Origin of the sequence: Nocardioides candidus (assembly GCF_041321175.1) — a bacterium.
GTDB lineage: Bacteria > Actinomycetota > Actinomycetes > Propionibacteriales > Nocardioidaceae > Nocardioides.
In genome coordinates this window covers 525,830-543,701 of the sequence record NZ_JBGGWC010000002.1, presented here as the reverse complement: position 1 = coordinate 543,701, position 17,872 = coordinate 525,830, and the positions used below count along the sequence as shown (strand labels likewise).

Annotated in this window: 17 protein-coding genes; 10 read left to right on the top strand and 7 right to left on the bottom strand. The window is 71.6% G+C overall.

All coding sequences use genetic code 11. The features are described from left to right. The first annotated feature begins 239 nt into the window (after nt 1-239). The 3 genes from ACAX67_RS12290 to guaA all read left to right on the top strand — a co-directional run bounded on the left by ACAX67_RS12290 (nt 240) and on the right by guaA (nt 3,730). Complete coding sequence (locus ACAX67_RS12290; RefSeq protein ID WP_370704132.1) at nt 240-1,286, top strand: hypothetical protein; 1,047 nt, start codon at nt 240-242, stop codon at nt 1,284-1,286. A gap of 112 nt (nt 1,287-1,398) precedes the next feature. Continuing rightward, entirely contained in the window at nt 1,399-2,112 is a 714-nt protein-coding gene (locus ACAX67_RS12285) for a flavodoxin family protein (RefSeq protein WP_370704131.1), read from the top strand. Nucleotides 2,113-2,143: 31 nt separating this feature from the next. Then, on the top strand, nt 2,144-3,730 hold the full coding sequence (guaA, locus tag ACAX67_RS12280; RefSeq protein ID WP_370704130.1) for a glutamine-hydrolyzing GMP synthase: 1,587 nt from the start codon (nt 2,144-2,146) through the stop codon (nt 3,728-3,730). Nucleotides 3,731-3,774: 44 nt separating this feature from the next. On the opposite strand, the gene ACAX67_RS12275 is transcribed toward guaA, so the two are convergent. Beyond that, nucleotides 3,775-3,981: a hypothetical protein gene (locus ACAX67_RS12275; protein WP_370704129.1), complete on the bottom strand. Its 207-nt coding sequence runs from the start codon at nt 3,979-3,981 to the stop codon at nt 3,775-3,777. Nucleotides 3,982-4,021: 40 nt separating this feature from the next. Next, nucleotides 4,022-4,546 (bottom strand): gamma carbonic anhydrase family protein, encoded by a 525-nt coding sequence (locus ACAX67_RS12270; protein WP_370704128.1) that lies wholly within the window; start codon nt 4,544-4,546, stop codon nt 4,022-4,024. Between the two features lie 221 nt (nt 4,547-4,767). Here ACAX67_RS12270 and ACAX67_RS12265 point away from each other — a divergent pair, with 221 nt between their 5' ends. After that, nucleotides 4,768-5,253 (top strand): FBP domain-containing protein, encoded by a 486-nt coding sequence (locus ACAX67_RS12265; RefSeq protein WP_370704127.1) that lies wholly within the window; start codon nt 4,768-4,770, stop codon nt 5,251-5,253. Between the two features lie 19 nt (nt 5,254-5,272). On the opposite strand, the gene ACAX67_RS12260 is transcribed toward ACAX67_RS12265, so the two are convergent. After that, complete coding sequence (locus ACAX67_RS12260) at nt 5,273-5,911, bottom strand: winged helix-turn-helix transcriptional regulator (protein ID WP_370704126.1); 639 nt, start codon at nt 5,909-5,911, stop codon at nt 5,273-5,275. 79 nt (nt 5,912-5,990) lie between these two features. Here ACAX67_RS12260 and ACAX67_RS12255 point away from each other — a divergent pair, with 79 nt between their 5' ends. From ACAX67_RS12255 to ACAX67_RS12240, 4 genes are all read left to right on the top strand, one after another. Next, a complete protein-coding gene (locus ACAX67_RS12255; RefSeq protein WP_370704125.1) occupies nt 5,991-7,415 on the top strand; it encodes a DHA2 family efflux MFS transporter permease subunit in 1,425 nt (474 codons plus the stop codon). After that, nucleotides 7,412-7,867, top strand: coding sequence for a PaaI family thioesterase (locus ACAX67_RS12250; protein ID WP_370704124.1), 456 nt, complete (start codon nt 7,412-7,414; stop codon nt 7,865-7,867). The genes ACAX67_RS12255 and ACAX67_RS12250 overlap by 4 nt, the downstream gene beginning before the upstream one ends. 210 nt (nt 7,868-8,077) lie before the next feature. Then, entirely contained in the window at nt 8,078-9,160 is a 1,083-nt protein-coding gene (locus ACAX67_RS12245; RefSeq protein ID WP_370704123.1) for an NAD(P)H-dependent amine dehydrogenase family protein, read from the top strand. A gap of 33 nt (nt 9,161-9,193) precedes the next feature. After that, nucleotides 9,194-9,946, top strand: coding sequence for an SDR family oxidoreductase (locus ACAX67_RS12240; protein WP_370704122.1), 753 nt, complete (start codon nt 9,194-9,196; stop codon nt 9,944-9,946). 39 nt (nt 9,947-9,985) lie between these two features. Here the strand turns inward: ACAX67_RS12240 and ACAX67_RS12235 are convergent, their stop codons facing one another. Beyond that, nucleotides 9,986-12,016, bottom strand: a complete 2,031-nt coding sequence (locus tag ACAX67_RS12235) for an HAD family acid phosphatase (protein WP_370704121.1) — start codon at nt 12,014-12,016, stop codon at nt 9,986-9,988. 150 nt (nt 12,017-12,166) lie between these two features. Between ACAX67_RS12235 and ACAX67_RS12230 the strand changes: the two genes are divergently transcribed. Next, nucleotides 12,167-13,231 (top strand): mechanosensitive ion channel family protein, encoded by a 1,065-nt coding sequence (locus ACAX67_RS12230; RefSeq protein WP_370704120.1) that lies wholly within the window; start codon nt 12,167-12,169, stop codon nt 13,229-13,231. 29 nt (nt 13,232-13,260) lie between these two features. Here ACAX67_RS12230 and ACAX67_RS12225 read toward each other — a convergent pair whose 3' ends face one another. Genes ACAX67_RS12225 through ACAX67_RS12215 form a run of 3 tightly spaced genes read right to left on the bottom strand, consistent with a single transcriptional unit; the run spans nt 13,261 to nt 16,829 of the window. Continuing rightward, nucleotides 13,261-13,926 (bottom strand): nitroreductase family protein, encoded by a 666-nt coding sequence (locus tag ACAX67_RS12225; RefSeq protein ID WP_370704119.1) that lies wholly within the window; start codon nt 13,924-13,926, stop codon nt 13,261-13,263. Between the two features lie 22 nt (nt 13,927-13,948). After that, nucleotides 13,949-15,457, bottom strand: coding sequence for an SDR family NAD(P)-dependent oxidoreductase (locus tag ACAX67_RS12220; protein WP_370704118.1), 1,509 nt, complete (start codon nt 15,455-15,457; stop codon nt 13,949-13,951). A gap of 46 nt (nt 15,458-15,503) precedes the next feature. Then, complete coding sequence (locus tag ACAX67_RS12215) at nt 15,504-16,829, bottom strand: FAD-dependent oxidoreductase (protein WP_370704117.1); 1,326 nt, start codon at nt 16,827-16,829, stop codon at nt 15,504-15,506. Between the two features lie 77 nt (nt 16,830-16,906). Between ACAX67_RS12215 and ACAX67_RS12210 the strand changes: the two genes are divergently transcribed. Further along, nucleotides 16,907-17,839 (top strand): LysR family transcriptional regulator, encoded by a 933-nt coding sequence (locus ACAX67_RS12210; protein WP_370704116.1) that lies wholly within the window; start codon nt 16,907-16,909, stop codon nt 17,837-17,839. Nucleotides 17,840-17,872 lie beyond the last annotated feature (33 nt).

Sequence of the window (17,872 nt, the reverse complement as noted above, 5' to 3'; positions counted from 1 at the left end):
CTCGGTTCAGGCACTGTCCAGCAGCTGCTTGGACGATCAGGGCCCGACCACCCTCCCTCCCCGGTCGGGCCCTGGTGCTTTTTCCGGCCCCCGCGCCCCCGTCGCCCCTGACGTGCGGGTCGTGAATTCGCCGATTTCCGACCCGCACGTCAGGGGCTTCGGGCCTCGGTCGGGCGGCACCTGTGGATATCTCGCGCGGGGGTGGTCGCCAGGGGCGGCGGGCGTGAAATCTGCGCGCCATGACGAGCGACGGGTACGCCGACGTGGTGATGCCGGTCCGGGTGGACCCTGCGGGCGTCGCGGGCCCGACACCGGGACAGGCGCGGGGCAGGCGCTGGCGACGGGTCGGAAAGGGGCTGTACGTCCCCGCCGACGTCGATCCGGCGCCCACCCGTCAGCGGATCGCGGAAGCGGTGCGGGGCACGGGCGGCGCCGCGACGGGGTGGGCTGCTCTGCACTGGCTGGGCGCGACCTGGTTCAACGGCGTGCGCGGCGACGGTCTCACGCCGCAGGCGGTGCCGATCGCCCTGGATGATCGCCGGCAGGCTCGCGCCCGGCCGGGGGTGGCGCTGAGCGAGGACTGGCTGTTCGACGACGACGTGATCGTGGTGGGCGGCCTCCGCGTCACGATCCCCGAGCGGGCCGTGACCTACGAGGTGCGCCGCGCGTGGCACCTGGCCGGCGCCGTACGGACCATCGACATGGCGGCGTTCGACGACCTCGTCGACATCGAGGGGCTGACGGCGTACACGGAGCGTCTCGTCGCGCGCGGCGGCGTGCGGTTGCTCCGGCAGGCGTTGACGAGGGCCGACGAGAACGTCTGGTCGCCCCCCGAGGTGGACATGCGCATCGAGTGGGAGCACACAGGACGCGCAGGGAGCCTGCTCTGCAACGTGCCGCTCTTCGACCTGTCGGGCCGGCACCTCCTCACGCCGGACCTGTTCGACCCGGTGCATGCCGTCGCGGGGGAGTACAACGGGGCGGTCCATGACGGCGTGGCTCCTCGGCGCCGCGACCTCGACCGCGAGGAGCTCTACCGGCGGCACGGCATCGAGTCGCTGTGGATGATGTCGGCGGACAACCGCGACACGACCCGGTTCGTGCGGCGGCTGCATGCGGCCTACGACCGGGCGGACGGTCGCCCCGGCGCGCCGACGTGGACCCTGACCCAGCCGGACTGGTGGGTCGACACCAGCACGGTCGCTGCCCGTCGCGCGCTCACGCCGGACCAGCGGGCGCGGTGGCTGCGCCGCCAGAACCCCAAGCCCCTGACATGCGGGTCGTGAATTCTCCGATTCTCGACCTGCACGTCAGGGGAACGGAGGGTGTTGGTGGGATCCCGATCGGTGCCAGACTGCCCGGGACGACTCGGGTTCCACCTGGCACAGGAGGCGTGCGATGACCGACTGGGACTTCAGCGACCTGAGGGCGATCTACATCAACTGCACGTTGAAGCGGAGCCCCGAGGTCAGCCACACGCAGGGACTCATCGACGCGAGCTCGGCGATCATGATGAAGCACGGCGTCACGGTCGAGGAGGTGCGGGCGATCGACCACCCGATCGCGACCGGCGTCTACCCCGACATGCGCGAGCACGGGTGGGAGGTCGACGCGTGGCCGGACATCTACCCGCAGATCCTCGACAGCGACATCCTGGTGATCGCCGGGCCGATCTGGCTGGGTGACAACTCCTCGGTCACCAAGCAGGTCATCGAGCGGCTCTACGCGCTGAGCGGGTCGCTCAACGAGAAGGGGCAGTACCTCTTCTACGGACGCGCCGCCGGCTGCATCATCACCGGCAACGAGGACGGCATCAAGCACTGCGCGCAGAACGTCCTCTACTCCCTGCAGCACATCGGCTACACGATCCCGCCCAACGCCGACGCGGGGTGGATCGGCGAGGCGGGTCCCGGGCCGTCGTACCTCGATCCGGGCAGCGGTGGCCCCGAGAACGACTTCACCAACCGCAACACCACCTTCATGACCTGGAACCTGATGCACCTCGCGAAGATGCTCAAGGACGCGGGCGGCGTACCGGGCCACGGCAACCAGCGCTCGGAGTGGAACGCGGGCACGCGGTTCGACTGGGAGAACCCCGAGTACCGCTCCTGATCGGCGCCGCTCAGGTCGATACGATTCGCCCATGACGGCACCCGACGGACAGTACGCCGAGCACGACCTGGTCCTCGTGGTCGACTTCGGGGCGCAGTACGCCCAGCTGATCGCCCGGCGGGTGCGCGAGGCGCGGGTCTACTCCGAGATCGTGCCGCACACGATGCCGGTGGCCGAGATGGTGGCCAAGGGCCCCAAGGCGATCATCCTGTCCGGCGGTCCGTCGTCGGTCTACGAGCCGGGCGCACCGAGCCTGGACAACACCCTGTTCGACGCAGGTACGCCGGTCTTCGGCATGTGCTACGGCTTCCAGCTCATGGCGCAGGGACTCGGCGGCACGGTGTCGGCGACCGGCGCGCGGGAGTACGGCCGCACGCGCGTCCACGTCAGCCACGCCGGCACCCTCCTCGGCGGCGTGCCGACCGAGCACAACGTGTGGATGTCGCACGGCGACTCCGTGACCGCTGCGCCCGAGGGGTTCGACGTGCTCGCCTCGACGCCCGACACGCCGGTGGCGGCCTTCGAGGCCGTCGACAAGGGGTTCGCGGGCGTGCAGTGGCACCCCGAGGTGCTGCACACCGAGCACGGCCAGAAGGTGCTCGAGCACTTCCTCTGGGACATCGCGGGCTGCCGCCAGACCTGGACGATCGGCAACATCGCCGAGGAGCAGATCGAGCGGATCCGCGAGCAGATCGGCGAGGACGGCCGCGCCATCTGCGGGCTCTCCGGCGGCGTCGACTCCGCGGTTGCCGCGGCGATCGTGCAGAAGGCGATCGGTGACCGGCTGACCTGCGTCTACGTCGACCACGGCCTGATGCGCAAGGGCGAGACCGAGCAGATCGAGCGCGACTTCGTCGCCGCCACCGGCACCCGGTTGGTGGTGGTCGACGCCGAGAAGCAGTTCCTCGAGGCGCTGGCCGGCGTGACCGACCCGGAGACCAAGCGCAAGATCATCGGGCGCGAGTTCATCCGCACGTTCGAGGCCGCCGAGGTCGACGTCATCAAGAACGCCCCCGAGGGCTCGACCGTGAAGTTCCTGGTGCAGGGCACGCTCTACCCCGACGTCGTCGAGTCCGGCGGGGGAGCGGGCACCTCCAACATCAAGTCCCACCACAACGTCGGCGGCCTCCCCGAGGACCTCGAGTTCGAGCTCGTCGAGCCGTTGCGTACCCTCTTCAAGGACGAGGTCCGCCTCGTCGGCGAGCAGCTCGGCCTCCCGCCCGAGATCGTCTGGCGCCACCCGTTCCCCGGCCCCGGCCTCGGCATCCGCATCATCGGCGAGGTCACCCGCGAGCGACTCGACATCCTGCGCGACGCCGACGCGATCGCCCGCGCGGAGCTGACCGCCGCCGGCCTCGACCGCGACATCTGGCAGTTCCCGGTCGTGCTCCTCGCGGACGTCCGCTCGGTCGGCGTACAAGGGGACGGCCGCACCTACGGCCATCCCGTCGTGCTCCGGCCAGTCACCTCCGAGGACGCGATGACCGCCGACTGGGCGCGCGTGCCGTACGACGTCCTCGAGCGCATCTCGACGCGCATCACGAACGAGGTCCGCGAGATCAACCGGGTCACCGTCGACATCACGAGCAAGCCGCCGGGCACCATCGAGTGGGAGTAGCCCTTCCACGCTGACCTGGGAGCAGACCCTGCTCCGACCGGAGGTCAGCCGCAGGCTCCCTCCAGCCCTTTGTACTCGACGTCGTCGCAACCCCACTTCGCGGCGCGTTGGATGTCGCGCTCCTCCTGCGCAGAGCCGGGGCACCCGGTCGTGTAGCACTCGCTGCTGTCGTCGCTGCACGCCGACAGGCCGGGGCCGGCGATCATCACGGCAAGAGCAGCAGCGGAGAACGCTTTCGGTAGTCGCGACATGGATCGCTGTTACCCGCCGGAGGCTGACGCAGTCGACGTCTCAGAGCGCGGTGATCCCCGCCCGGTGCCGCTCGGCGAGCTCGCTGTAGTACGGCCCGTTCGTCTCGACCCAGAATTGCGCGCCGGTGCCGTCGATGGGCTTCTTGGCGGCGGCGGGAGAGCCGGCGGCCAGCACGCCCGCCTCGATGATTGTGCCGGGCGTGACGACCGAGCCGGCCGCCACGAGGGAGCCGGCACCGATGGTCGCGCCGTCGAGGACGGTGCTGCCGTTGCCGAGCAGCGCCTTCTCGCCCATCTTCTCGCCGTGGAAGACGCAGGAGTGGGCGATGGTGGCGTTCGGGCCGATCTCGATGGTCACGTCCGGGGCCGCGTGCACCACGGAGTTGTCCTGGATGTTGGAGCCCTCGCGCACGATGATCGTGCAGATGTCGGCGCGGAGGACGACGCCGTACCAGATGCTCGCGCCCTTCTCGACGCGGACGTCGCCGATCAGGGTGGCGGTGGGGGCGACGAACGCCTCGGGGTGGACCTGGGGCCGGCGGCCCTCGAACTCGAAGAGCAACACCGGGTCACCGTAGAGCAGCCTCGACGAAGGCCTGCACGCACCTGCGTACGTCGGCGTCGGGATGCGCTGCCGAGACCTGCACCCGGATCCGGGCCCGGCCCTGCTCTCCTCGGTCCATGGCACCCAGCGTCCCCGATGGCGTGCCGGCCGCGGCTGTGCTGGCGGACGAGGGCACGCCCGAGCCTTCGGCTCCCTGGACGAAAGCACCTATCGTCGCCGGCATGCATCCCGTCACCGAGCGTGAGATCCGCGGGTCGTTCGTCAACTGCAGCCGGGGCGAGGCACAGCGGGCGAACCTGCCGGCGTCCTTCGACGAGCTCCCGTGGGCCGACCTCGACTTCCTCGGATGGGTGGACCCCAAGGCGCCCCAGCAGGCGTACGTCGTCGTGCCGGGCGACCGGCTGCTCGGCATCAAGCTGCGACGCAACCCCAGCAGCAGCGGGCGGGCTCGGATGTGCTCGCTGTGCTGCACGGTCCACCCGGCCAACGGCGTCACGCTCATGGCCGCGAGCCGGGCGGGCCGGGCCGGCCGCGAGGGCAACACCGTCGGCGTCGACGTCTGCACCGATCTGCGCTGCTCCGGCTACGTGCGCGGCTGGGCACCGGCCCCGGTCGTGAGCCTCCTCGAGGAGACCACGACCGTCGAGCAGCGGGTCGAGCGGCTCCTGCTCAACCTCGACGCCTTCGTGCGCCGCGTGCTGCGCTGAGCATGCCGCAGGTCGCCCTTCAGCGCGGCGCGGGGAAGCAGCGCTCGAACAGCTCGAGGGCCGCAGCGGTGCCGTCGACCCGGAGCCGACCGTCGAGGTCCTCCAGGAGCGCGCCGCGGCTGAGGTCGACGAGCGCGGCGGCGGAGCCGGTGAAGACGAGGTCGGGAGGCAGGGAGGTGTCGGCGCGGCGCAGCTTGCCGTCGCGGACCTCGAGCCAGTGCTCGTCGCCGTCGAGCAGGAACCGCACGCGGAGGTCGACGCCGATCGCGGCGACGGGGTCGAACAGCGCGCCGGCGCCGCCGTACACGGCCATCCGGGGACGGACCCGGCCCTCCTCCGCCGGCGGCAGGTAGGGCACGCCGAACTGCGCGATCGCCCTCAGGACCGGGCGGATCCGGGTGCCGGCGGCGGTCAGCCGGTAGACGTTGCGGGCAGCCGGGGCGGGCAGCTCGACCTGCTCGACCAGGCCGTCGTCCTGCAGGCCGCGCAGCCGGTCGGTGAGCAGGTTGCTGGCGATGCCGGGCAGTGCCGAGCGGAGGTCGGTGAACCGCTGCTCGCCGAACGAGAGCTCGCGCAGCACGAGCAGCGCCCACCGGTCGCCGACGAGGTCGAGGGCGGTGGCGATGGTGCAGTACTGGTCGTAGGTCTTCGTCCCCACGGACCCCAGGCTACCTCGGGGGTTGTGATTTGCGTCTATCTGGTTGTTTTTTTAAACCAATCGGCACTACCGTCACGTCATGACTCCTCCTCAGGCGGCCGTGCGGCCGTACGCCGTCCTCGGCATCGCCTCGATGGCCGCGTTCATGGTGTTCCTGGACACCCAGGTGCTCTTCGTCGCCTTCGACGACATCCGGCGCTCCTTCCCCGGTGTCTCGTTCGCGGCGATGTCGTGGGTGCTGTCGGCGTACACGATCGTGCTCGCGGCGGCCCTGGTGCCGGCCGGCCGGATGGCCGACCGGTTCGGTCGGCGCCGGGTCTTCTCCGTCGGCCTCGTCGCCTTCACCGCCGCCTCGGCGCTGTGCGCGGTCGCGGACTCGCCCGCGCTGCTCGTCGCCTTCCGTGCGATCCAGGCGCTGGGGGCCGCCGCGCTCGTGCCGGCCTCGTTGGCCGTGGTGCTCTCCGTCTTCCCGGCGCCGAAGGTGCCCGCGGCCGTCGCGATCTGGGGTGCGATCGCCGCGCTCGCCGCAGCGGTCGGGCCCACCGTCGGCGGGCTGCTCGTCGACGGCTGGGGCTGGCGCTCGGTCTTCCTGGTCAACCTGCCGGTCGGCCTCGTCGCGCTCCTCCTGGCAGCCCGGTTCGTGCCGGAGTCGAAGGAGGGCACGCACGCGCGTTTCCCCGACCCGGTCGGCATCGTGCTGCTCGCGGGCTCGCTCAGCCTGCTCGCGCTCGGCCTCGTGCAGAGCGACCAGTGGACCTGGACCTCGGTCCGGACGCTCGGCGCGCTGGCGGGCGGCCTGGTCGTGCTCGGCCTCTTCGTGGTGCGCTCGCTGCGCCACCCGCACCCGGCGCTCGACCTCGCGCTCTTCGGCGCCCGCTCGTTCCGCTGGGCCAACATCGCCACCGCCGCGTTCACGATCGGGTTCACCGCGATGTTCTTCGCTCAGGTGCTCTTCCTGACGCAGGTCTGGGGCTACGGCATCGTGCGCACCGGCCTGGCGATGATGCCGGGCCCGGTCGTGGTGATGGTGCTGGCGCCGTACTTCGGTCGGCTCGCCGGCCGGGTCGGCCAGCGCACCCTCCTCGTCCCCGGCGGGCTGATCTACGCGGCGTCGGGGCTGTGGCTCATCGCCGCCGTCGGCACGACGCCGCACTGGGCCGGCCAGATCCTCCCGAGCGCGCTCGTGGCGGGGCTCGGCGTCTCGCTGGTCATCCCGCACCTGACCAGCGCGGCGGTCCAGGGGCTGCCGCCCGACCAGTACGGCGCCGGCTCGGCCGTCAACCAGGCGATCCGCCAGCTCGGGGCGACCTTCGGTGTCGCGCTGACCGTGGCCCTGTCGGGCTCGGCCACCCCGGGGAGCGTGCTCGACGCGTTCCACGACGTGTGGTGGATGCTCGTCGTCTGCGGCGTGCTCACCTCGGCCGCCGCGATGGCGCTGCCGCGACGGGAGCCCGACGTGGTCGTGGTGCCCGGTCCGGTCGCGGCGATCGGGGAGGCGGCATGAGCATCGACCTCGCGCAGCTCGCGGAGATGACCGGGTTGGAGACCATGCGCGCGATCGCCGACGGCGAGCTGCCGCCGCCCTCGATCGCCGTGCTGCTCGGCATGTCGGTCGTCGACGTGGGGGAGGGACGGGCGACCTTCGAGCTGACCCCCGACGAGCGCATGATGAACCCGCTCGGCACCATCCACGGCGGCATCGCCGCGACGATCCTCGACTCGTGCCTCGGTTGTGCCGTCCACACCACGCTGCGACCGGGCGAGGGCTACACCACCGCGCAGCTCAACCTGCACTACCTGCGCCCGATGCTCCCCGGCACCGGCCCGGTCCGTGCGACCGGGACGGTCGTCCACCGCGGGCGCAAGCAGGCGACCGCCGAGGGTCGGCTGGTCGACGGCGCCGGGAAGGTGATCGCGCACGGCACGACGACCTGCCTGATCCTCGGCGACTCCTGACCTCCCCGTCCCCCTGATCTCCCCGTCCCCCTGACCTCCCCGTCCCCTGACCTCCCCGTCCCCCGGATCTCCCTTCTCCCTGACGTGCGGGCTCTGTTTCGGCGAAATCAGAGCCCGGTGGTCAGGGGAAACGGGGTGGGCCGCTGGACACGTGTCCGGCGCCCCGCCTATCCTCTCCTGAACTAGAACGTGTTCTAACTTAGGAGACCGATGGCGATCCGCGTGGTGCACGTCGCGACGGGCAATGCCGGGCGGATCGCCCTGCGGCAGGTGGTCGAGGACCCGCGGTTCGAGCTGGTCGGCCTCGTCGTGTCGACCGAGGAGAAGGTCGGCAAGGACGCCGGCGAGCTCGCCGGGACCGACGTCGTGACGGGCGTCGTCGCGGTCGACGACCTCGCCACGGCACTGCAGGCGCGGCCCGACTGCGTCGTCTACTGCGCCCTGGCGGAGACCCGGTTCTTCGAGGCGCTCGAGGACCTGAAGAGCTGCCTCGCAGCCGGCGCGAACGTCGTCGCGACCGCCCCGGTGCCGATGATGTTCCCGTGGGGCCTGCTGCCCGACGCGATGATCGATCCCTACGAGGACCTGTGCCGCGAGCACGGCGTCAGCCTGTTCGTCAGCGGCGTCGACCCGGGATGGTGCAACGACCTGCTGCCGTTCGCGATCGCCAGCACCTGCCAGAGCGTGGAGCAGGTCCGCTGCTACGAGATCGCCGACTACGCGACGTACGACGGCGCGCCGGTGATGTTCGACGTGATGGGCTTCGGGCGCGAGGTCGGCGACCTGCCGATGCTCTTCCAGCCGGGCACCCTGTCGGCGGCCTGGGGCATCGCGCTGCGCCAGCTCGCGCGCGGCTTCGGGCTGGAGCTCGACGAGATCAGGGAGTGGTTCGAGCAGGAGCCCGCTCCGGAGGCGTTCGACGTCGCGGTCGGCACGATCCCGAAGGGTGGCGTGGCCGCGGTCCGCTTCACGATCACCGGCGTCGTCGACGGCAAGGAGGTCCTCGTCGTCGACCACACCACGCGGCTGCGGCCCGACCTGCGTCCCGACTGGCCGCAGGCCGCGCAGGAGGGCGGGTCCTACCGGGTGGAGATCACCGGGGAGCCGTCGTACGTCGTGGACGTCTGTCCCACCAGCGCGCGCGGTGACCACAACTACGCGGCGATCGCGTCGGGTGCGGGGCGCGTCGTGAACGCGATCCCCGACGTCGTCGCGGCAGAGCCGGGCATCCGCACGGTGCTCGACCTGCCGTTCCCCGCCACCAAGGGCATCTTCGCCACCACCCTGGCCTGACCGGCCGCCGACAGGACAGGAAGAGAAGCAGCCATGGGACGTGTGTCCGGCAAGGTCGTCCTCATCGCGGGCGGCGCGCGCAACATCGGCGAGGCGAGCGCGCGGATGCTCGTCGCCGAGGGGGCGCGCGTGGTGATCGGCGACCTCCTCGACGAGGAGGGCGAGGCGCTCGCCGCGGCGCTGCGCCAGGAGCACGACGGCGACGTCGCCCGCTACGTCCACCTCGACGTCACCAGCGAGGAGGACTGGAAGGCTGCCGTCGACCTCGCCGTCACCGACTTCGGCAGGCTCGACGTGCTCTTCAACAACGCCGGCATCTTCAACGGGGCACCGGTGAACCGGTTCAAGCGCGCGCAGTGGCAGGAGATGATCGACATCTGCCTGACCGGGCCGTTCCTCGGCATCCGCGCCGCCACCGACGCCCTCATCGCCGCCGGGGGCGGGTCGATCATCAACACCTCGAGCATCGAGGGACTGCGCGGCACCCCCTGGGCGCACGGCTACATCGCCGCGAAGTGGGGACTGCGCGGGCTCAGCAAGTCGGTCGCGCTCGAGCTGGCCCCCCACGGCATCCGGGTCAACTCCCTGCACCCGGGCCGGATCAGCACGCCGGCCACCGACGCCATGCCGGAGGGCATGATCCAGATCCCGCTCGGCCGGCCCGGTCGCCCCGAGGAGGTCGCCACGTTCGTCGTGTTCCTCGCGAGCGACGAGTCGTCCTTCGCCACCGGCGCGGAGTTCGTCGTCGACGGCGGCACCGTGCAGCAGGTGCCGATGAACCTCTGACCCTTCCGGGCCAGAGGCTCATCGGCCCGCGTCAGCGGCTCAGGGCAGGTAGTAGGTCGGGTTCGGCAGCTTGTAGCTGACGTCGGCCGAACCGCCCTTGAGGTCGGAGAACTGGTCGCCGAAGTTGCCGACGACGTCGAACCCGAGGTCGTTCTCGATGTGGGCGCGGGTCTGCGACTTGTACTCGATCGTCGAGCACGAGGTCGGGTTGCCGTCCACCGTGCAGTCGAGGTACGGCGGCAGGTCGCTGAACGCCGGCTTGGTGAAGTAGTCGTCGGAGGTGAAGAGCGGGTCGCCCGCCCCGTCGACGTAGCCGCGCTCGGTCAGGTTGGCGATCGTGGCGTCCTGCTGCGCGGTGCCGCGACCGGTGAGGCCGAAGATCTCGCAGCCGGCGGTGTCGGCGGCCTTGACGAGGTCGACCATCCCCGGCACGGCCGGGAACCACTTGTTGTTGACCCAGTCGGCCTGGCGCGTGGGATTGAAGACGAACTTCATGTCGCCGTCCTCCATGTCGTAGGTCCACAGGGTGGTGTCGTCGGCGTCGAAGACGGCGGCCGGCAGGCCGGGCACCGTGATCCCGTCGACGACGGCCTGGGCGGCCTGCACGGCCTCGCGGTCGGCCCACACGGTCTCCTCGGCCGCGCGCACCAGGTCCTTGCGCTCGGCGACGACCGTCCGCCAGTGGTGCACGGCCTTGCGGGCCTTGCGCTTCTCGCGCGGGGTGTCGGCGGCTGCGAGACGGTCCTTGGCGGCGGCGAGCTTGTGCCGAGCCCGGTGCAACGCGTCGCGCGCGGCATCCAGGGCCACCTTGTCGTCGCGGAGCTGCCGCTTCGCGGCGTGGAGGTCCTGGTTCGCCGCCGCCAGGGCGGCGGCAGCGGTGTCGTGCGCCTGCACGCCGTCGGTGCAGCTCGTCGTCAGCTCGTCGGTCCACGACGACGCGAGGCCGTTCATCTCCGAGATGTAGGGCGAGCTGTCCTTGTTGGCGATGCCGTTGCTGACCGCGGTGCCGTCGGGCAGCGTGCCGGGCCCGGCCGCGTAGTAGGCGCGGATCTCGTTGCGCACCAGGTCGATGTTGGGGATGCCGTCACCGCGCTCCGTCAGGCCGCTGGAGCCGTCGGGAAGCATCGTGTACGTCGACGGCGGCACCATCGACGCGTCGCGGGCCGGCGCTCCGACGAGGTCGGGGCTGGCCAGGAAGTAGGTCGGGTTCGGCAGCTTGATCGACCGCTCGGCGTACCCGCCCCAGAGGTCGCTCCACTGGTCGCCGACGTTGGCGATGATCGTGCCGCCGGTCATGTCCTCGATGTGCGCACGCGTCTGCGCCTTGTACTCCACCGTGGTGCAGCGGGCGCCGGTGCACTGGGCGATGTAGGCCGGTGCGGGGTCGCCGCTGTTCCACTTGGTGAAGACGTTGTCGTTGTCGAAGATCGGGTTGCCGTCGCCGTCGACGTAGCCCTGCTCGGTGAGGTTCGCGATGGTCGCGTCCTCCTGGTTGGCGGTGCGGCCGGTGATCAGGTAGACGGCGTAGCCGCGGTCGAGGATCTCGTTGACGGTGTCGGCCATGCCCGGGACCGCCGGGAAGTGCTTGCCGTCCACCCAGGTCGTCTGCTTGACCGGGTCGAAGTTGAAGTTGAGGTAGGCGTCCTCGAAGTTGTAGTTCCACAGCGTGGTGTCGTCGGCGTCGAACACGACCATCTGGCCGGGCCGCGCGGTCGAGCGCAGCGAGCCGAGCAGGTCCTGCTCGATGTCGGAGACCTCGGACAGGTAGGGCGACGACGTCGGGTTGGCGAGCTGGCCACTGACGTCGGGAGTGCCGTCGCCGTCCCAGTCGATCGTGCCGGACGCGGTGTTGTAGTACTTGCGGATCGTGCTCTTCACCGAGTCGATGTTGGGGATCTCCGCACCGCCGTTGGGCACGGCGACAGCGCCGGTCGCGGCGTCGATCGACATCGTGAAGGTGTGGTGCGGTTCGAGCGTGCTGTCGTCGGCGTGGGCCGCGACAGCCGTGCCGACGAGGCTCGCGGTCAGGCCCAGAGCGGCGACGACGGAGGTGGAGCGGGGCAGGTTCATGGGTTCTCCGAGCGGACGGGGGGAGTGTCAGACAATCGGCGACGTTACCCCCGCTCGGCGTGATGCGCAGCACCTTGTGGTCCCCGGGTGGGGAGGCCGGCGGCGGGTACAGGAAGAGGCTGACCGTCGTCCCCGACCTCCCAGGGAGCCATGCTCGACGTCCTCTCCGAACCCACGACCGTCCTCCTCCTCGGCACTCTCGTCGGTGCCGTCGCCATCGGGTGGCTCTCCGCGCGGGCCGTGCTTGTCGCGGCACGTGTCACCCGGCGACCGTTCCTGGAGCGGATCCACGACCGGTGCCACCGCTCGTGGCTCGCCACCCTCGTGACGGTGGGCGAGCTGTCCGCCGTACGCTCCGCCGGGCTGCCCGCCGAGGTCGAGCGCCCGCTCGGCCACCTGCTCGTGATCGCCACCATCGGCGCGGTGTCGTGGCTGGTGGCGAGCATCGCCTTCCTCGTCGAGGACGGGGTGATGCACCACGTCGACGTCGACGTGCGCGACAACCGGCGGGCCCGCCGGGTGCGCACCCAGATGGGCATCATCCGCCGGCTCACCGCGGTCCTCATCACGGTGATCGGGCTCGCGGCCGCGCTGATGACCTTCGACACGATGCGGACGTACGGCGCCTCGGTGCTGGCCTCCGCCGGGCTCGTCGGAGTCGTTGCCGGTCTCGCCGCCCAGACGACGCTGAGCAACGTGTTCGCCGGCCTGCAGCTGGTCTTCACCGACGCGCTGCGGTTCGACGACATCGTGGTCGTGGAGGGGCAGTGGGGCCGCATCGAGGAGCTGACGCTCACCTACGTCGTCGTCCACCTCTGGGACGAGCGCCGCCTGGTGCTGCCGGCCACCTACTTCACCACGACACCGTTCGAGAACTGGACGCGCTCGGAGTCGCGGGTGATCGCGGCCGTGGAGCTGCACCTCGACCCGTCCGCCCCGGTCGCCGAGCTCCGTGCCCGGGCGCGCGAGCTCGTCGAGGACAACCCGCTGTGGGACCGGCGCGAGTGGGTGCTGCAGGTGACCGGGAGCACCGAGCTGACGATGATCGTCCGCATCACCGCCTCGGCGGCCGACGCCTCATCGGCCTGGGACCTCAAGTGCGACCTGCGTGAGGACCTGCTGGCGTGGGTGCAGGAGCACCATCCCTCCGCCCTCCCGCGCGTGCGTACGACGACCGCGACCGGGTCCGTCGAGCGCGAGCGCCGAGCGGCCTGACCCCCGAGCGGCCTGACCCCCGAGCGGCCTCAGTCGGCGAGCGGGGGGCCGTCGAAGCGCTCCAGCGTGGTGAACTCGGAGACCGGGCGGCGGCGCAGCTTCTTGACCTCCTTGACCGGACGGCCGAGCGGGATCACGCACGCGACGGCGTAGGGGTCGGGGATGCCGAGCAGCTCCTTGAGCGCCGGCTCCTCGGCGATCGCCATGGTGGTGAACGTGCCGCCGTAGCCGCGCTCCCTCGCGGCCAGCAGGATGTTCCAGGCCAGCGGGTAGATCGAGGCGCCGGCGACGAGACCGACGCGGTCGAGCAGCTGGTCGGTCGCCGCCACGGCGGAGAGGTCGACGCACACCACGATCAGCGCGGCCGCCGTACGGATCGGCTCGACGAGGTGGGCCGGCACCGGTGTCGCCGCGATCTCCTCGGCCGTCAGCGAGGTGGGCAGCACCGGGTTCCACGGCCCCTCCCGCACGGCGCCCTGTGCGGCGTAGCGCTGCGCGCCCGGCGAGGTGATCTCGACCAGGCGCTCGCGGGTGTCGCGGTCGCGGACCACGACCAGCCGGGCGCCCTGGCGGTTGCCGCCGCTCGGTGCGAAGCGCGCCACCTCGAGGATCTCGCTGAGCACGTCGTCGGGCAGCGGGTCGTCGGTGAACTCCCGCACGGCAGCGGTCGTGTGCAGGATGTCTTGCAGCTCCACGGGTCCTCCTGGTTCGTGCGCCCTACCAGGGCGCGGGTGCGTAGTCCTTGACGAAGCAGCCGTAGAGGTCCTCACCGGCCTCGCCGCGCACGATGGGGTCGTAGACGCGGGCGGCGCCGTCGACGAGGTCGAGCGGGGCGTGCCAGCCCTCGGCGGCGATCCGCAGCTTCTCCTGGTGCGGTCGCTCGTCGGTGATCCACCCGGTGTCGACGGCGGTCATCAGGATCTTGTCGGTCTCGAACATCTCCCCGGCCGAGGTGCGCGTCAGCATGTTGAGCGCGGCCTTGGCCATGTTGGTGTGGGGGTGGCCCGAGCCCTTGTAGCGGCGTCCGCCGAACTGGCCCTCCATCGCGCTGACGTTGACGACGTACGCGCGGCGCGCCCCTGCCGCGACGGCGGCACGCATCGCGGGCCTCAAGCGCGAGACCAGCAGGAAGGGCGCGATCGAGTTGCAGAACTGCACCTCGAGCAGCTCGAGCGGATCGACCTCGTCGACCACCTGGGTCCAGGAGTTGTTGGTCTGCAGGTCGGGGAGCAGCCCGCCCGCGTCGACGGCGGTGCCCGCGAGGTGGGCGTCCAGGGAGGCGCTTCCCGCCTTCAGCGCGAGAGCGGTCAGCGACGCCGCGTTGTGCACCGCCACCGCGTGCTCGGCCGACTCGCCCTCGTGGTGGGCGACCGAGTGCGCCTGCAGGGCGCCGGTGATCGCGGCCGGGTGGGCCTCGGAGATCCGGTCGAAGGTGACCATCTCGGGCAGCACGGCGACGTCGGGCAGCGGGGCCGACTCCAGCTCGACGAGCTGGGAGTAGGCGCCGGGCGATCGGCGGACGGTCTGGCACGCGTTGTTGATGAGGATGTCGAGCGGGCCGTCGGCGGTGACGTCGTCGGTCAGGGCGACGACCTGGGTCGGGTCGCGCAGGTCGATCCCGACGACCTTCAGGCGGTGCAGCCAGTCGGCGGAGTCCTCCATCGCGGCGAAGCGCCGGATGGCGTCCTTGGGGAAGCGTGTGGTGATGGTGGTGTGGGCGCCGTCGCGGAGCAGGCGCAGCGCGATGTACATCCCGATCTTGGCGCGGCCCCCGGTCAGCAGCGCGCGCTTGCCGGTGAGGTCGGTGCGCTGGTCACGCTTGGCGTGGGAGAAGGCCGCGCAGTCGGGGCAGAGGCCGTGGTAGAACGCGTCGACGATCGTGTAGTCCTGCTTGCAGATGTAGCAGCCCCGGGCGGTGAGCAGCTCGCCGGCCGACGCGCCGGTGGCCGTCGAGACCAGCGGGATGCCGGCCGTCTCGTCGTCGATCCGCATCGCGGATCCGGTCGCCGTCAGCTCGATGATCGCCTGGTCGTGCGCTGCGCGCTCCGCGCGGATCGCCGCCCGGCGGGACTTCTTGATCAGCTTCCACATGTGGCCGGTCGCGTGCTTGACCGTGCGCACGTCCGGGTGCGCGGGATCGAGCCGGTGGAGCTGCCCCAGCACCTTCAGGGTGGTGGCGAGCTCGTCCGGGTCGATCCGGTCGAGGGGGGTCTCCGCGTCGGGCACCGGACGAATCTAGTCGCCGTTCGCCCGAAGACCGTCCTCGGCGACCTCAGCCCCGCCCGGCGCGCAGCATCTCCTCGCGCTCGCCGACCTTGATCCGCGTGCGACCGGCCGCCTCGCCGAGGGCGATCTCGTGCTGGTCGAGGCGCTCCCAGTGCTCGAAGGTGGCGACGGCGACGCCGCGCTCGGCGAGGTAGGCGTCGACGTCGCCCGGTTCCCGGAGCGGTGCCGTGGCGCTCGTCTCGGCGAGCAGGTGCCCCACCGTCTGGGCGGCGTCGCTCTTGGTGTGGCCGATGAGGCCGACCGGGCCGCGCTTGATCCAGCCGGTCACGTAGGTGCCCGGGATCGCCTCGCCGTCGAGGTCGAGGACCCGGCCCTCGTCGTTGGGCACGACCGCGTCGCGGTCGTCGAAGGGCAGCCCGGGCAGCGCGGTGCTGCGGTAGCCGACGGCGCGGTAGACCGCCTGCACGTCCCAGCTGGTCACCTCGCCGGTGCCCTCGACGCGGCCGTCGCCCAGGGGGCGGGTCCGCTCGGTGCGCAACGCGGTGACCGCGCCGTCGCCGACGATCTCGACGGGCGCCTCCGCGAAGTGGAGGTGGATCCGGTGCGGCTTGCCGACCGGCTCGCGTCCCACCCAGTTGGCGAGGGTGTCGAGCACCATCTTCTGCGACTTGTGCTGGGCGATGTGGGCCATGCCGTGGTCGTCGACGTCGAAGCCCTCGGGGTGCACGATCACCTCGACGTTGGGGGAGTGGTTGAGCTCGCGGAGCTCCATGGGGGAGAACTTGGCGTACGCCGGACCGCGTCGCGCGAACACGTGCACGTCGGTCGTGGTCTTGGCCCACAGGCCGTAGTGGACGTGGGAGGGGATGTCGGTGGTGAGCATCTCGTCGCCGGTCTTCGCCAGCACCCGGGCGACGTCCAGCGCGACGTTGCCGACGCCGATGACCGCGACGCTGCGCGCGTCGAGGGGCCAGTCCTGCGAGACGTCGGGATGGGCGTCGTACCAGGACACGAAGTCGGCGGCGCCGTGCGACAGCTCCTCGCCCGGGATGCCGAGGTCGCGGTCGGACATCGCGCCGGTGGCCACGACCACGGCGTCGTAGAAGTCGCGCAGGTCGTCGAGCTTCACGTCGACGCCGTACTCGACGTTCGCCAGCAGGCGGACCTCCGGCTTGGCCAGCACGCGGTGGAGCGCCTTGACGATCTCCTTGATGCGCGGGTGGTCGGGCGCGACGCCGTAGCGGACCAGCCCGAACGGAGCGGGCAGCCGCTCGAGGATGTCTACCGAGACCGGAGTCTCGGAGCGGGTGAGGATGTCGGCGGCGTAGATGCCGGCGGGGCCGGCGCCGATGATCGCGACGCGGAGAGTCATGTCCTCCAGTCTGGACACGTGTCTCGCCCCACAGAACGAGGTTGTGGTTGTGGGGTCACAAGGTAACTTTGTGTCTCGTGCTGGGATCCCGTGTGCCGGAGCTGCGTGCTCTCGAGCTGCTCGCCGTGGTGTCGCGCACCGGCAGCCTGAGTGCGGCCGCGGCGGAGCTCGGCATCTCCCAGCAGGCGGCGTCCTCGCGCCTGCGCACCATGGAGTCGCTCGTCGGCGCGGCCCTGCTCGACCGGAGTCACCGCGGGTCGGCGCTGACGCCCACGGGCGAGCTCGTGGTGCAGTGGTCGGCCGGCGTGCTGGAGGCCGCGGAGCAGCTCGACGCCGGGATCGCGGCGCTGCGCGCCGACCGCCGCGGTCACCTCACCATCGCGGCGAGCCTGACCATCGCCGAGCACCTCCTCCCCGCCTGGCTGGTGGCGCTCCGCTCCCGCCAGCAGCAGCTGGGGCAGTCGCCGACCGACGTGACGATGACGGCGACCAACAGCGAGCGCGTGGCGGAGCTGGTCGCCGCCGGCGAGGTCGACCTCGGCTTCGTCGAGGGCCCCGACGCCCCGGAGGGACTGCGCCACCGGCTCGTCGGCACCGACACCCTGGTCGTGGTCGTCGGTCCGGCCCACCCCTGGGCGCAGCGCTCGCGTCGCCGGGTCAGCGCCGCCACGTTGGCGGCCACCCCGCTCGTCGTCCGCGAGCCGGGGTCCGGCACCCGCACCGTCCTCGACCGCGCCCTCGAACAGCTGCCCACGGCGCCGCCCGCCCTCGAGCTCTCCAGCACGGCTGCGGTCCGGTCCGCCGTCGCCGCCGGCGCCGGGCCGGCGGCCCTGGGTGCGCACGCGATCCGCGACGACCTGGCGACCGGCCGGCTGGTGCGGATCGACGTCGCCGACCTCGATCTCACCCGCCGGCTCCACGCGGTGTGGAAGGGCGGGGCGCACCCGCCCGAGGGCCCCGCACGCGACCTGGTCGCCTGGGCGGCGGCCGCCCGACCGGAGAAGAACTAGAACACGTTCCTGTTTTGCCGGTAGCCTGTGCCG